This is a genomic window from Paenibacillus thalictri, assembly GCF_004307995.1.
In the GTDB taxonomy this organism is placed as follows: Bacteria; Bacillota; Bacilli; order Paenibacillales; family NBRC-103111; genus Paenibacillus_AF; species Paenibacillus_AF thalictri.
The window spans coordinates 1-14,637 of record NZ_SIRE01000041.1; the positions used below are offsets into that span (position 1 = coordinate 1).

14 protein-coding genes and 1 riboswitch are annotated in these 14,637 nt (G+C 44.6%); of the genes, 3 read left to right on the top strand and 11 right to left on the bottom strand.

Going from position 1 to position 14,637, the window contains the following annotated elements:
* The first annotated feature begins 138 nt into the window (after positions 1-138).
* Both EYB31_RS40620 and EYB31_RS36910 read left to right on the top strand, forming a co-directional pair.
* Positions 139-411, top strand: coding sequence for a hypothetical protein (locus tag EYB31_RS40620; RefSeq protein ID WP_170318304.1), 273 nt, complete (start codon positions 139-141; stop codon positions 409-411).
* Between the two features lie 129 nt (positions 412-540).
* A complete protein-coding gene (locus EYB31_RS36910) occupies positions 541-1,047 on the top strand; it encodes a hypothetical protein (RefSeq protein ID WP_131018572.1) in 507 nt (168 codons plus the stop codon).
* Positions 1,048-1,319: 272 nt separating this feature from the next.
* Here EYB31_RS36910 and EYB31_RS36915 read toward each other — a convergent pair whose 3' ends face one another.
* From EYB31_RS36915 to EYB31_RS36965, 11 genes are all read right to left on the bottom strand, one after another.
* Complete coding sequence (locus EYB31_RS36915) at positions 1,320-2,171, bottom strand: aldo/keto reductase (protein WP_131018573.1); 852 nt, start codon at positions 2,169-2,171, stop codon at positions 1,320-1,322.
* 435 nt (positions 2,172-2,606) lie between these two features.
* Positions 2,607-3,587, bottom strand: coding sequence for an aldo/keto reductase (locus tag EYB31_RS36920; RefSeq protein ID WP_131018574.1), 981 nt, complete (start codon positions 3,585-3,587; stop codon positions 2,607-2,609).
* 143 nt (positions 3,588-3,730) lie between these two features.
* Positions 3,731-4,738 (bottom strand): aldo/keto reductase, encoded by a 1,008-nt coding sequence (locus EYB31_RS36925; RefSeq protein ID WP_131018575.1) that lies wholly within the window; start codon positions 4,736-4,738, stop codon positions 3,731-3,733.
* Between the two features lie 99 nt (positions 4,739-4,837).
* A complete protein-coding gene (locus tag EYB31_RS36930) occupies positions 4,838-6,004 on the bottom strand; it encodes an MFS transporter (protein ID WP_131018576.1) in 1,167 nt (388 codons plus the stop codon).
* A gap of 334 nt (positions 6,005-6,338) precedes the next feature.
* A riboswitch (cyclic di-GMP riboswitch) is annotated at positions 6,339-6,425 on the bottom strand.
* 86 nt (positions 6,426-6,511) lie between these two features.
* A complete protein-coding gene (locus tag EYB31_RS36935) occupies positions 6,512-7,129 on the bottom strand; it encodes a YdhK family protein (RefSeq protein WP_131018577.1) in 618 nt (205 codons plus the stop codon).
* Between the two features lie 334 nt (positions 7,130-7,463).
* Positions 7,464-8,537, bottom strand: a complete 1,074-nt coding sequence (locus EYB31_RS36940; protein WP_131018578.1) for a sensor histidine kinase — start codon at positions 8,535-8,537, stop codon at positions 7,464-7,466.
* The gene (locus EYB31_RS36945; protein ID WP_131018579.1) at positions 8,534-9,226 is read right to left on the bottom strand and encodes a response regulator transcription factor; all 693 of its coding nucleotides are present in this window, start codon (positions 9,224-9,226) and stop codon (positions 8,534-8,536) included. Before EYB31_RS36945 ends, EYB31_RS36940 begins: the two co-directional genes overlap by 4 nt.
* A gap of 232 nt (positions 9,227-9,458) precedes the next feature.
* Positions 9,459-10,316, bottom strand: a complete 858-nt coding sequence (locus EYB31_RS36950) for a glutaredoxin domain-containing protein (RefSeq protein ID WP_131018580.1) — start codon at positions 10,314-10,316, stop codon at positions 9,459-9,461.
* A gap of 24 nt (positions 10,317-10,340) precedes the next feature.
* Positions 10,341-10,559 (bottom strand): hypothetical protein, encoded by a 219-nt coding sequence (locus EYB31_RS36955; RefSeq protein WP_131018581.1) that lies wholly within the window; start codon positions 10,557-10,559, stop codon positions 10,341-10,343.
* Positions 10,560-10,685: 126 nt separating this feature from the next.
* Positions 10,686-11,024, bottom strand: coding sequence for a metal-sensitive transcriptional regulator (locus EYB31_RS36960; RefSeq protein ID WP_131018582.1), 339 nt, complete (start codon positions 11,022-11,024; stop codon positions 10,686-10,688).
* A 106-nt stretch (positions 11,025-11,130) separates the two neighbouring features.
* The gene (locus EYB31_RS36965; protein ID WP_131018583.1) at positions 11,131-12,555 is read right to left on the bottom strand and encodes a DHA2 family efflux MFS transporter permease subunit; all 1,425 of its coding nucleotides are present in this window, start codon (positions 12,553-12,555) and stop codon (positions 11,131-11,133) included.
* A 306-nt stretch (positions 12,556-12,861) separates the two neighbouring features.
* On the opposite strand from EYB31_RS36965, the gene EYB31_RS36970 reads away from it, so the two are divergent.
* Complete coding sequence (locus EYB31_RS36970) at positions 12,862-14,445, top strand: multicopper oxidase family protein (protein WP_131018584.1); 1,584 nt, start codon at positions 12,862-12,864, stop codon at positions 14,443-14,445.
* Positions 14,446-14,637: the final 192 nt, after the last annotated feature.

Sequence of the window (14,637 nt, forward strand, 5' to 3'; positions counted from 1 at the left end):
AGTTGTCGCAAACTTAACGATAGGAGGATAATGGGATGCTGGCAAGTGTCTCTTTTCTTTGCAATTAGTTAAGCATTTTTATGCTGCAATGTTCGGCACTTTTAGTATGCAATATACAAACTGTCGAGCTGCGCAACCGTGTCGATCGTTATCGCCTTCCTCAAGTGGCTTATTGCTAGCGAAGCCATGCGCGATAATGTCGCTGACGGAGGAACAAGTCGCATTTTGGTAACCCTTGTAGCTTTTGATCTACAGCTTGTCGCTATGCTTCAAAATAATGTCCCCGAATATGCGCTCAATTTCGTTCGTAGTGATGCTTGGTTTGATGAGAGGAGAGATTCTGCGATGGCATTCGGCCACCACATGGCGTGTTTTACGAATGGCACAAAAATTCGGCTTTCTCCACTTTAATTTATGCGACTATTGGAGGATGTTTCTGGAAAATGTCGAATTAGTAAGTAAGTCAACTATTTAACTAGGGAGACCACGCCGTGCTTGATATTAGTCCATTTTCTAAAAAGATGTTAGAGGTATTGAAACTTGGCTAATCACCACATTTGTTTACATACTCTAAAAGAACTCCGGAAGCAAGAGGAAGGGGAGTTTCCTCAAATTTGTCCATATGCTTATGCCTATGTATTTTGGAAACACACTTTGCTACGGACCGATCATTTTTATACCTTGATAAGAGCGGATGAAACCAATCGTAAAACATACGAAGGGTTTGAATATGCGACTCAACTCATCCAAAAACATATCATTGACTTTAAAGAGAAGCTGTTTAACCATACCAATCTTTATGAATTTGATAACAGAAGATTGTTTGATTGGATCGTAAACCGATTCACATCCGATTTGTGTTTAAATTATTTCTATCAATGGCTTGAAATTGCAAAAAAAGGATCCGAACAAATCCGTGTTCCTGATTGGAATAAAGTTTCATGGATGATAGAAAACAGTATCCCTAAGATGATCTTTAAACTCAAATCCAATGTATATGAGCCACAATTTGTCCAGATAGTCACAAAAAAAGAATCAAGAAATTGAAAACCCATCCATCGCGCGATGGGTTTTCGTCTGTCGGGAATGGGATAAGGTGTCATCCGACAAAATTTATATGCAGTAAGCAGTAAGGTTTATAGGCGATTTTTAGACATATGTATAAAATACGGGTTTTGTGAATATGTTTACCAGCAAAGTTCCTGTCCGGGCCTATCCGGGCTCCAAAAAACAAAAGCCCCAAAAAATCAGGGCTTTTGTCAACGAATCCGCAAAATGCGGAAATTTTTTATTTTCGCGCAAACCAAAAAGGTTACACATTAAAACTTTCTTACCATGCTGGTTAAACGTTCAACTTGTTCAGGATCATAATGTGAAAAGAACAAAGTTTCTCTTCTATCTAAAGCAGCAATAACATCCATATCTTCATTTGTTAATTCAAAATCAAATACATCAATATTCTGTTTCATTCTTTCCTTATTCACTGTTTTAGGAATCACCGATACACCAATTTGAATCAAGTATCTCAAAGCTACTTGAGCACTGGATTTATTGTATTTATCTCCAATTGCGTTTAATGTTTCATTACTAAATAAGTTGTTTTTTCCTTCTGCAAAAGGTGCCCAGGCCTGGATTTGCACTCCATATTTCTTCATGATTTCTCGAGCCTTTACTTGTTGATTAAATACATGTGTTTCAACCTGATTTACTGCCGGAATAACTTGATTGTATTTTATCAGGTCGATTAATCTGTCAGGATAGAAATTACTTACACCTATTGCTCTCAATTTTCCTTCCTTATATAGTTCTTCCATGGCACGATACGTTCCATAGTAATCATTAAAGGGCTGATGGATTAATAATAAATCTACATAATCAAGCTGAAGTCTTTCTAATGATCCTTCGATAGATTTTTTTGCATTTTCATATCCATAAGTGGAAATCCAGATCTTTGTAGTAATGAATAATTCCTCTCTTGGAACCCCGCATTTTCCAATAGCATTTCCAACAGCCACTTCATTGCCGTAGCCCTGAGCAGTGTCGATTAAGCGGTAACCTACCTCAATTGCGTCCAACACACACTTTTCACATTGTCCATGATCTGGAATTTGGAACACCCCATATCCCAAAATTGGCATTTTCACACCATTGTTTAATTCTACGTACTTCATACCGATTTCTCCTCGTATAGTATTTCTTGAAGGTTGTTGTTGAACCAATTTCCAGTACCCTAGGGTACTGGCGGCCGCCTTCAAAATTTCCAATTCAGATCTTTGAAAAACGAAAAATATATGAAAATTCTAAATAGGGACTGGACTTTTCGTGATGCTTCCAGACATTCGGGGAAATTCTTTCTTCTCCTGTAGTTCGACTACTCTTAAAGTCTGTTTCCCTGGCACTCGCGCGGCACTTCTTACCCGCTGGCTGTTCCCTCCGGCACTCCATGCCCGAAGATAGCCTCCTTTGTTATAGTCCTTCAATCAATTCCCAGTAAAATTATGGTAATACGCTGGTTTTTAGGCTGGGTCTAGTTTAGTGATGCCATTTTTCCTGACTCCTGTCTCAGATGAGACGTCTCAACAATCGGAACAAATTCTTGTCATTTTTCAGTTTGCTCCAACTACTGGATGAGGAACATACGGTTCTTCCATATAAGCAACTTCTTCAGGTGTTAACTTCACCGAAAGTGAACCTACCGCATCTTCAAGGTGAGTCAACTTCGTTGCCCCAACAATAGGTGCTGTTACCGGTTGTTTTTGCAACAACCAAGCAAGTGCGATTTGTGATCGGGGAACTTCATGTATATTTGCCAGTTCCGCCGCGCGATCCACAATAGATTGATCAGCATCTGCCATCGCATCGTATTTTCTTTTTTGAATTTGATCGGTTTCGGAACGATGAGTTGTTTCCCCACGATCACGCGTCAATCTTCCTGATGCAAGCGGACTATATGGAATCACACCGATTTTTTCTTCCTTACAAAGAGGCAACATCTCTCGCTCCTCTTCACGATATATGAGATTTAAATGGTTCTGCATGGATACAAACCGTGTCCATCCGTTTTTTTCTGCCACATGAAGTGCCTTTTGGAACTGCCACGCATACATCGCTGAAGCACCGATGTATCTTGCTTTGCCAGCTTTGACCACATCGTGCATTGCTTCCATGGTCTCTTCGATAGGCGTATTGTAGTCCCAACGATGGATTTGATACAAATCAACGTAGTCGGTTCCCAATCTCTTGAGGCTTTTATCAATTTCACTCATGATTGCCTTTCGGGATAGCCCTGCACCATTTGGACCTTGGTGCATACGCCCCCAAACCTTCGTAGCGAGGACAATTTCATCCCGATTGGCATAATCCTTTAGCGCTCGTCCAACAAATTCCTCGCTTGTTCCATCTGAATATATGTTCGCAGTATCAAAAAAATTGATACCTAGTTCAAGTGCTTTTTTAATAACCGGGCGGCTATTCTCTTCATCAATTACCCATTGGTGTGTCCACCGTTCCGCTACACCAAAGCCCATACAACCGAGACAAATTCGGGACACTTCTAAGCCTGTATTTCCGAGTTTCACATACTCCATTTGATAGTTCCTCGCTCTCAAATAATATTTGTTCATTCAAACATTAAACATCAATTTTTCTAAGCTGTTAAACCCGCTTGTTGTGAAATTCATCGCCCTCACTATTGTGAAAGAAGGTGGTATTTCGGATATCCCAAGTGCTCTTAACTAAACTCGCGACGACGAGGCAATGAGAACCACAGTCCATCGAGCCATGCCAATTGCTGTTCTGTTAATGTTAATTCATCCATGTCAGCAGCGCGAAGACTCGCGTCCAATTGCTCTGGACGACTTGCACCAATGATTGCGGATGTGATTCCCGGTTGTTGTGTAACCCAACGTAAAGCCGTCGTGACTGGATCAAAGCTATTCTCTCGGCACCAAGATTGGTATCGTTCAACAGCGTCGAATTGCGCCTCTTGCCAATAACGTTCCTGATACAACGAACCAGCATTGTTTCCGAGTCCGAAACGAGTCCCCTCTTCGACACTTGCATTTTTAGTATAACGGCCTGTGAGCATGCCTCCAGCAAGTGGGTTGTAACTGATAATGCCAAGTCCTTCATCAAGTGCCATCGGAACCAAGTCGTCCTCAATCATACGAAACAACAGATTGTAGCGCGGCTGAACGCTCACGATGCGGGCATAATTTTTTCTGTCCGCAATTCCGTTGGCTTTTGCCACTTGCCAAGCACGCCAATTGGATACTCCTATGTAACGGACCTTACCTTGCTCAACGAGATCATCAAACGCACGTAATGTTTCATCTATGGGTGTGCTTGGGTCAAATTGATGAGCTTGATAGAGGTCGAGATAATCCGTCTTTAGGCGGCGAAGGCTATCCTCAACGGCGGTTATGATATGCTTCCTACTTAGCCCCCGATCATTTGCTCCAGGTCCCATCGCGCCGAAACACTTGGATGCCAGCACCACTTTGTCTCGTTTACCTTCTAGCCATTCTCCTATAATCGACTCGGTTGCGCCCGCGACGGCATAGGAAGCCCTCCCGATGGGATACACGTCTGCCGTGTCGATAAAATTTACACCGGCATCGAACGACTTATCAAGAATCTCGAAGGAGGTTTTTTTGTCAGCTTGATTGCCAAAAGTCATCGTGCCCAGACACAAATACGTTACTTTTAATCCGGTATGTCCTAAAGAACGATTTTTCATAATCATTCACCTCTCCTAATATTTTTTTATTTTAGCTACATCAGACAGTTTCGTTAATTTATATATCTGTTGAGAATAGTTCCTTTGTATTCTGAAAATTCAAACATTAACCCTTGACACTTCTCCCTTCCTATTGTTATTCGATAACCGTTTCACCAAGAAAATGTACAACAACATAGAGAAAGTAACCGACACAGCACTGATCGTAAATAATACTTGGTAACTCGTGAACAGGGAAACCCAACCAAGCATCATGGCGCCTAACCCAATACCGAGGTCGACAGCAGTCAATAGTGAAGCGTTGGCGCCCCCTTTACGGTCCGGATCAGCAAGCCGGATCGTTGCTGATTGAAGAGTTGGATGCGCGGAGCCATAGCCGATACCATACAGAATCGCCGAAACAAGCACACCGAACAGTCCGGTCGAGAAACTCAGGTTGATCAAGGCCAAAATCGTAATAACGAAGGCTGGTATAATGACTACCATCTCACCATGCCGGTCTACAAGTTTTCCCGCAAAGGGACGAATCAGGAGGAGTGTTGCAGCATAAGCCATAAAGAACGAGCCGGGATTAACATTGATTCCGTTAGCGAATAGCGGGACGAAGGTGGTAATACCGCCATAAGCGATGGCGTGAAAAAAGGCTGAAACTGTGACAGGGAACACCGATTTTTCGAAAAACTTAACTTTCCTTGTACCCGATTGCGCCTGGAAAGGCATTTTTGCCCCAAACGTTAAAAATAATGCTGCAGCCGAGAGGCCGACGGCAGAAAGAAACAGAGTGTGATACGAGTAGTTCTGTGAAACCCAAATGCCGAACATCGGGCCAACCGCCATGGCCATGGTCGTAGCTATGCCAAACCAACCCAAGCCTTCACCGCGTCGGGCTGACGGGATTATATCCGAAATCGCCGTTTGAACAGCGGTTGTGGAAACAGCCCAGCCCATTCCATGCAATATTCTGAGCACTATCAATACGATTATTCCGCCTATCCACGTATACATATACATCGTCAAGGTGAAAAAAAGTAACCCGAAGACGATAAACGGGCGTCTACCGAATCGGTCCAGCAGCACGCCGACGATCGGTCGAAAAATAACGGCAGACAGCATAAACGCACCCGCGGCCAGACCAACCTGTGCTTCCGTGCCTCCCATTTGCTTAATGAACAGCGGAAGCGTCGGGTACAGCGAATAAAATCCGCTGAACAGGAAAAACATTCCTATGCTTATAAGAATAAACGCCTTAGTCCACAAACGTTCCATTTAGTTGAACACCTCAGATTCCTAATTTTCTGAGCATAATGAGTTACGATGCCCTCAAACGTAAGAAGAACCTGTTTAACTGCTTTCACTGCGTGGGTGGATTGGGGATAACTTGACCCTGGGGCTCGCCCTGAACATAATTTTATTATGCAACAAATAAAATGAGAGCGCTATCCTAATCGTCCTAAATGATTGCCTAATCCTCTCATAATCGCCAGCCATATGCAGGTATCCCAGGTGCCTGGGGCTTCCTGCTCCCAATGTGATCTGACTCTCCTCTGTTTTATATGAACGAATAAAAAAACACGAGTCCATATAGGCCGTGTTTGACAAATTGGCTAGCCCGGCGGTCATCACTTGAATAGTGAGAAGACCCGTGGTTTTGCTTCACTGCCTTTCGACAGTTTTGCCTTTTTCCATATTCAGTTGCCTGTCAACTGAAATTGCAATTTTAGTACAATCGCTCCAATCATTGACATAGCGACATGTGCTTTTTCCGGGCCATTTCTAATGCTTCATGCCACCCATGTTGTCGCTGCTTGCAGTTCCCGAATTCGTAAGCTCGCTTTCAGTTACCCATTGATGGTTTTTAACCATTTGCCCACCTGTAGTTGGCATATAATCAACCATATATACCGTTGTTTGTTCCGCCGAATCAATCGTAGCCTTTGCGCCGTCCATCCCCTTCATATGATCGGCTTGTAATACAACTTCATCACCAAGTTTGAACGTCTTATTCCCAGCATCCTTTAATTCCTCTTGAATGACCCATTTGTGATTTGTTACTCTTTCTCCACCGATAGTCGGCGTATAAGATACTGCATAAACGATTGTACTGTATGCACCAACAATCGTTGCTTTCGCTCCATTCATTCCTGCCATGTGATCGGCTTTTATCGTTGCCTGACTGCCCACCTTAAAGGTTGGCTTTGGTGCCGCTTTCAGACCTGCAGGAACTTTACCGGAACCAGAGTGATCCATACCTTTCATATCCGACCCAGACATGGCATTTCCGTTATTGGGACCCCTATTCGCCGAATCCCCATTGTTTGTACTTTTTCCACATCCACTTAAAGCAAGAACCACCAAAAGAGAGAGACTCAAGATAATCCATTTCTTTTTCATGTTTAGAACTACTCCTTTACAAATCAGTTTATTTTCGATACTTTACCTTAACTGCTTTTAGTCCCTTAATTAGCAATTCCTTTCCATGGCCAGTTCCTGCTAACTCATTGGGTTTTGAGCTATAAATGAAATTACATCCTTGCTCGGCAGTTTAATCATTCTTAATCCGTTATGGACAGGAACCAAGACTCGCTTGCCATCTGAGTCTGCAAAAACGTTCCCCCTGAACATTCACAAAAAAATCTTCTCAAGTATTTCCACTTATCCCCAAGCCATGTGTCTGCCTTGACTGTGATAAGTGTAAATCATACTTTTGAAGATCCTGTGTAGATGTTTAAATTTCAGAGGGAAGCCGGATAAAAAACGTGGTTCCTTGCTGACTTTCTGCCCAAATTTGTCCTTCATGGGCCGTCACAAGTTGTTTGACAATGGTTAATCCGAGCCCGCTGCCGCCGGTCTTCCGATTCCTCGATTTATCCACACGATAAAACCGTTCGAATATATAGGGCAGATTCTCAGACGTGATACCCTTCCCAGTATCTTGAACCATTATAAGCACCGAATCACGCTCTTTCGTTACCACAATCCGTATTTCTCCATGCGCAGGTGTATATTCCAGCGCATTGGTAAGCAGATTCACGAGGATTTGGATCATGCGATCACGGTCGACACGGACCGTAATTCCGGGAGGAACCAAACGCTTCAGATGCACATTTTTTTCCCGACAAGCTGCCGAAACAAGTTCCACCCCACGATCAATAACTCCAAAAAGGGATTCTTCCTTTCGTACTAATTGAAACCCCGGCGATTCCATATGGGTCAGTTCTTCTAATTCGGCTACCAACTGAGTCAACCGTTCAATTTCTTCATAACAGGAATGAATCCGCTCAGGAGTTGGCTTCCAAATACCGTCTTTTAGTGCACGCATATGACTTTTCAGCGTAGTTAACGGTGTTCGAAGCTCATGAGCGATGTCTTCGGTCATCGTTACCCGCAACTGCTCTTGCCGCTGCAACTGCTCGGCCAGCGAATTCAACGAAGCACCCAAATCTGCAAGCTCATCCCTTCCTTGAAGGGCTACTCTCGAACTCCACTTCCCCTCGGCCATACTTTCCGCTATACGTTTCATATGGACTAGGGGAGCCGAAATCCGCTTAGCCACATAGATACCAATCAAGGCGGCAAGCATAATGGATACTATACATGTCCAGATAATGGTTTGTACCAACGCCTGCTCCAGATGATAGTCAAGTTGCGGCAAATCATGATTCATTCCGGGAACTTGAGACTTGTACATTGAAAAGTGATAATGTGTTGTCAAAATGATACTGACGGTTGAAATCAGAATAATACCAACGGCGATCCCGATAATAATAAGTGCGAGCCTCGTATGCAAACGTCGGTTCATGGTGTCCCTCCAGCGAACCGGTAACCTGCGCCGTAGACTGTTACAATATATACAGGTGCTTTAGGATCGCGTTCGATTTTGTGCCGTATGTTTTTCACATGTTGATCGATGGTGCGAATATCGCCTTCGAAATCATAACCGAGCACGCGTTCGATTAATTCTTCACGCGTAAAATGCCGCTGCGGATATTTCGCCAAGGCTAACAGGAGTTTGTATTCGTTTGGTGTCAAATTCATCAGATGCCCATCACAGAATACTTGTTGTTTCAACGAATCGACAATAAGATGATTCTCATTAAACGCCAACCGATCGGCAAGCAAAAGTTGATCATCGGATCGTCGCAAAATGGCACGAACCCGAGCCACCACTTCCCTCGGATCGAAAGGCTTAGTAACATAATCGTCGGCTCCAACAGATAACCCTTTGATTCGATTATTCTCCGATACTTTCGCCGTCAGCATCAGAATGGGAACGGAATGAATTTGACGAATGGCTTGACAAACCTGTTCACCTTCCATGTCCGGAAGCATGAGATCGAGTATGACAAAATCCACCGTCTGATTTTGTACGAATCGGATCGCGTCGCCGCCTGTTTCTGCTTCCAGGGTAGAAAATCCATCATTTTTGAGGTAAGAGACAACGACATCTCGAATCTTGGCTTCGTCATCAACAACCAAAATAGTCTTCATAACTGCCCCCCTTGCCATACCGCTATAATGTAACTTTAACTTGTGTAAAATTCATGTAAGGGTGAAACGACAGACCATCATTCCATTATTCGTCAATTGAGTCCTTTTTTTGAGAGGACACCATACTGTAATTCCAGCATCGGAAGCATCCATAAACGATCGCTAGCGTTTCAAGCAAACCCCAGCACCTTTTTTCTTTAGTTGAGAATCCAACCTAATCTCGGACAAAAACTTATCCTTGTAACAATTCGTTTATTTCAGTAAAATTATCGGCAAATCCGATAAATACTTTGCCATCCATTACGATCGTCGGGACAATCTGCTTTCCCGTTAACTTCCGGACTTCTTCCGCATACGAAGCATCTTCCTCGCAGTTATATTCCGTATAGGATATTTGCTGCTCTTTGAAGTACCGTTTAGCATGGTTACAATCACTGCAAGTCGGTAGCGTGTAAATTTGTATAAATCGTTTGGTCAACTTTTGTTGCAGTTCCTCTAGCGTGACACGATCGACGAATTTGCTGAACTTCTCTTTGCCTTTAGCATTTGCCTTGTAGTAATCAATAATGGCGATAATTGCCGAAACGAGCCGGTCGTTCGTTACTCCGAACAGGAGCCGTTTGGCGACCGAAGCTTTGAGGCCCTTCGGTTCACCCCCAACATAAATATCGAATACATCCTTCATCTTGACGATACCGATATCTTTCAGCAATGGTTCACTGGTTCCGAGTGCGCAGCCTGCAAAGCCAATTTTCAGGGGGGCCGGTGTTTCGATTCCCGCAATAGCCTCGTTTACCTTACGTGCCGTTTCTAACCCCGCTTCCTCCGCCCCCTTGCAAAAATTACAAGCGATTAAGCTTTTTACCACGAAGCCTGACGGATTGACTTCAAGTCCGGCTTGCCTTAATTCTTCCGTGATGCGGCCGGACCGTTCAAGCGGCACTTCTATATACAACTGCTTGAACGGCGTCATTTCGATTTTGGCCTCTTCACCCGCCAAAACGCCAATTTTCGCCAATTGCGCAGGGGTAAAGAGGCTTCCGCCAACATGAATCGGTGGATTAACAGCGATTTTAACGGTTTCTCCCATGAATCATTCACTCCTTGCCAGATGTTAATGCTGCACCTTTACACGTTGCAGCCGCAAGGCGTTAAGGACGACGGACACCGAACCGAGCGCCATCGCCGCGCCCGCTATCCAAGGAGCCAACAGTCCAATTGCGGCAAGCGGAATACTGGTCAGGTCCGATTTTACGGCAAGCGAATGGTGACTTCTTCGGCCATCATCGGACGAAGAACATGGTTCTTCAACTTTCCCTTCCATAGCGTCCATCGTCAGCACCACCTTGATTTTAGAATACCCCCCTATACTATATGTGTCAATATTTATTTTACCTTACCCCCCAACCCTATATATTAAACTGAACAAAAGGGATTCTCACGAATCCCAGGACATTTCTTATTTCATAAGCTTATTAATGGTGACTAGGAGCTCGTCAATCACTTCTTTCTCTCCATCTTGAATACGCTCGATCACACAGCTCTTCATATGGTGCTCCAAAAGAAGTTTTCCTACACCGTTCAATGCGGACTGGACCGATGAAATTTGATTTAGCACATCGTCGCAGTAAGTATCCTTCTCAATCAAACCCTTAAGCCCCCGAACCTGACCTTCGATTCGGTTGAGGCGGTTAATCAAATTGTTTTTCGTCTTTTCAGAATGGTGACTTCGCCGCCCGTTCGTGCAACATAGATCTTGGGTAGGCGTCTGGGAAGCATCCTGCGTAAGTTCCTCCATCCAAATCACTCCTTTCTCTCAATGTCTATTTTACCATAGTCCCCCTACCCTATACAAAGAAAACAAAAAACGACCCAGCCGAGGCTGAATCGTCACCGTCAAATTCTTATTGCTTCGGTTTCCGCAAGAAAAGCAGCGCAATGAGCGCACCTGCGATTGCGGCGATCGCCGCGCCGATGAACGCCATATGGAAGCCGGTGTTCAGTGCGGCGATTTGTTCTGCCCCTTGCTCAAGCTTCCCGCCTGTCCAGGAGGCTGCCACCGCAGACATGATGGCAAGACCAATCGCAGAACCGATCTGATAGCTTGTATTGGCGATCCCTGATGCGAGGCCCGTTTCTTCTGGCTTCGCCCCTGACATCGAAGCAATGGTGCCAGGGATGAAGGCAAGCGCCATTCCCAGTGCGCCCAGCAAAGATGCCGGAAGCACATTGGCCACAAAGTTCCCGTTGATTGGCGTATAACCGGCTAAGAGGAACAGAGAGCCTGCCAGAACAAGAAGCCCAATAACCAGAATGCTTTTAAAACCAAATCGTCCGACTAAACGCCCCGTTAATCCGATCATGACAACCATGACGAGAACCGTCATCGGGACAAGAGCAACGCCGCCAGAAAATGCTGAGAACCGCAATACTTGCTGCAAATACAAATTCAAGAAAAACCATAGCGGAATCCATGCACCCGCCAGCAGACCAAAAGCAATGTTGCCGACCAGTAAATTCGGTGCTGCAAAAATGCCAAGTCGAACAAGAGGTTCTCTCTTCAACTTTTGGATCACAAAGAATACGAGCAGCAGCAGTGCGGCAATGAGAAGCAAGATAATCGTCTGAACTGATCCCCAGCCAGCTTGCTCCGCCGTAACAATAGCGTAAACGGCAAGGACAAGCGCAGCTGTGATGGCCAGCGCGCCGACAACATCAACGCTCCCCTTCTGACGAACTCCGGCTGGAAGGACCCTCATGCTGTAGATCAATGCGAATATCCCTACCGGGATATTGATAAGGAATGTCCAGTTCCAACTGAGCCACTCGGTAATGACACCCCCTAGAAACACGCCCGCAGTACCACCGGCTGCCGCTGAAGCTCCCCAAAAACCGAGTGCCTTATTTAGTTCTTTCGGATTATGACTGAATAAAATCATCACAATCGTCAGCGCGGCCGGCAGAATGAACGCCGAACCCAGCCCCTGCAGGGCTCTACCGGTATTCATTGCTGCCTCCGACCAGGCAAGACCGGCCAGTAAGGAAGCCAAGGAAAGAATGAGAAAGCCCAGCATAAACATTCTTCGCTGGCCAAACAGATCAGATAACCGTCCCCCAAGGAGCATGAGGCCACCCAGGAATATGACATATGCGTTGAATATCCACTGCAGGCTATCTTGAGAATAGCCGAGCGCTTCCTTTATAGCCGGAAGCGCCACCCCGATGATGGATGTATCCATAATCACCATGAATTGTGCGAGACATAGCAAAAATAAGGCTCTCCATCTTCGTGCATCCGGCGCTGCAATTACATTTGCTTGCGTTGACATTTTGATTTCCTCCTTGCTGAAATTTTGAATTGGCTTGACTAGTGCACTAACCGCCATCTCCGATAAATAGTATAGCCCCCTACCCTATTTGTCAAGAATATTTTGTCAGCGATTTTTGTTCACGCACAGTGAAAAAAGACAGCCCCTACCGTAGGAGTTGCCCCTTCACAAAAGCTCCGTGTACGAAAGCATTTCGAATTCAACCTGTTTCTACGAACTCCTTCCGTTCTTCAAAGGTTCTACATATGTACCGGTTATGATTAGTCTACAGGGTTTTAACTATTTAGGAGAGGATTGAATGATGCCATGAAAGTGAATTGGAAGTACAAAAGCATAATCATCGTCGGGGGACTATCCGTGATATTAGCTGGCTGCACCGGCTCCATGGGGGGCATGGAGCACTCGAAAATGAATATGGGTGGTACAACAAAAACGCCAGCATCAACGAATATGCAGACAACGGTGAAGCAAACTATTCTAACCGGTAAAGAAATTAATTTGACCGCTTCCGCAAGCAATCAGGAAACCGCCCCAGGCTTATCCTTGCCTGTTTGGACGTTTAATAATTCCGTTCCTGGTCCTCAAATACGAGTTAAACAAGGGGATACGGTAAAGGTCAACTTAAAAAATCAATTGCCTGAGCCGGTCACCATTCATTGGCACGGCGTACCGGTACCCAATACAATGGATGGCATTCCCGGTGTGACACAAAATGCGGTTCAACCAGGCCAGTCGTTTACGTATGAGTTTAAGGCGGATGTGCCCGGAACGTACTGGTATCATTCACACCAAGACAGCGTAAATCAATTGGATCGGGGACTATACGGTTCCTTTATCGTTGAAGGAAAAAATGAAAAAAAAGTGGACCGCGACTACACGCTGATGCTTGACGAATGGATCAGTTCTGGCGAAGGCATGTCAGACATGGATATGTCCGGAATGGATCATAGCAAAATGAACATGAATAGCAGCAATTCTTCTTCCAATGACAATATGATGCAGGGCAAGTCTATGGGAGAAGATATGAGCATGTACGATCTGTATACCATCAACGGAAAGTCTGGTTCACTGGTGGATCAGCTTCAAGTCAAAGAAGGAGATAAAGTTCGAATACGTTTGATTAATGCGGGTTATTTGTCTCATCAAATTCATTTGCACGGACATGAATTCCAAATTGTTTCGACGGATGGGCAACCGATTAATAATCCCGGCATCTTGAAGGATAATGTAGTCAGCATTGCACCCGGTGAACGATATGATATTGAATTTATCGCGAACAATCCCGGTCAATGGTTCATTGAAGACCACAGCGATAATAAAGGCGCTTCGGGAATGCGCGCAACGATCGCGTATGAAGGAGCGACAGCGACATCCGATAAATCAAATGCATCGAAAAAGCTTCCCGCGGCTGATTTGGTTCAGTACGGTCAGGCCGGAAAAACAACCTTTTCGCTGGATCAAAAATTTACGTTGGAATATACAATGAACCTCAATACGGAAATGAAAGATGGAGGCATGGTCTATACAATAAACGGCAAGACCTTTCCCGATACGGATTCTCTGAATGTCAAAACCGGCGATACGGTAAAAGTCCGTTTAGTGAATAATTCCAAGAGCGAAGATCATCCGATGCACTTACACGGTCACTTTTTTCAGATCTTAAGTAAAAACGGAAAGCAAGTAGCTGGTTCTGCTATATTTAAGGATACATTAAACGTAAAGCCGGGTGAAGTATATGAAATTGCCTTTATAGCCAATAACCCCGGAGATTGGATGTTCCATTGTCATGATCTGCACCATGCCTCTGCTGGCATGGTAACGGAACTGAAATATACAGACTATAAAACCAATTTTGTCGCAGATCCGACTGCAGGGAACAAACCCGAATAAATTTATGAGAGGGTGGGAAGAGAACCCGCCCTCTTTCTGTGATAACTATGGATATCATCCCTTATCATAATCAAGCTCCTCCCACAAGAACCTTCGTATTTTTCTTCATCGCTCGACCTCCGTTACTCCGAGTCTTACTCCAGCTTAGCGCTCAACATCTGTCTAACGTGTTGGCATTGGAACGGTGTTCCT

Coding starts and splice junctions, on each gene's coding strand:
- EYB31_RS36915 (WP_131018573.1), bottom strand. CDS start 2,171: ATGAAGTACGTAGAATTAAACAATGGTGTGAAAATGCCAATTTTGGGA.
- EYB31_RS36965 (WP_131018583.1), bottom strand. CDS start 12,555: ATGTCAACGCAAGCAAATGTAATTGCAGCGCCGGATGCACGAAGATGG.
- EYB31_RS36955 (WP_131018581.1), bottom strand. CDS start 10,559: ATGGACGCTATGGAAGGGAAAGTTGAAGAACCATGTTCTTCGTCCGAT.
- EYB31_RS36960 (WP_131018582.1), bottom strand. CDS start 11,024: ATGGAGGAACTTACGCAGGATGCTTCCCAGACGCCTACCCAAGATCTA.
- EYB31_RS36950 (WP_131018580.1), bottom strand. CDS start 10,316: ATGGGAGAAACCGTTAAAATCGCTGTTAATCCACCGATTCATGTTGGC.
- EYB31_RS36970 (WP_131018584.1), top strand. CDS start 12,862: ATGAAAGTGAATTGGAAGTACAAAAGCATAATCATCGTCGGGGGACTA.
- EYB31_RS36925 (WP_131018575.1), bottom strand. CDS start 4,738: ATGAAAAATCGTTCTTTAGGACATACCGGATTAAAAGTAACGTATTTG.
- EYB31_RS36945 (WP_131018579.1), bottom strand. CDS start 9,226: ATGAAGACTATTTTGGTTGTTGATGACGAAGCCAAGATTCGAGATGTC.
- EYB31_RS36935 (WP_131018577.1), bottom strand. CDS start 7,129: ATGAAAAAGAAATGGATTATCTTGAGTCTCTCTCTTTTGGTGGTTCTT.
- EYB31_RS36940 (WP_131018578.1), bottom strand. CDS start 8,537: ATGAACCGACGTTTGCATACGAGGCTCGCACTTATTATTATCGGGATC.
- EYB31_RS36920 (WP_131018574.1), bottom strand. CDS start 3,587: ATGGAGTATGTGAAACTCGGAAATACAGGCTTAGAAGTGTCCCGAATT.
- EYB31_RS36930 (WP_131018576.1), bottom strand. CDS start 6,004: ATGGAACGTTTGTGGACTAAGGCGTTTATTCTTATAAGCATAGGAATG.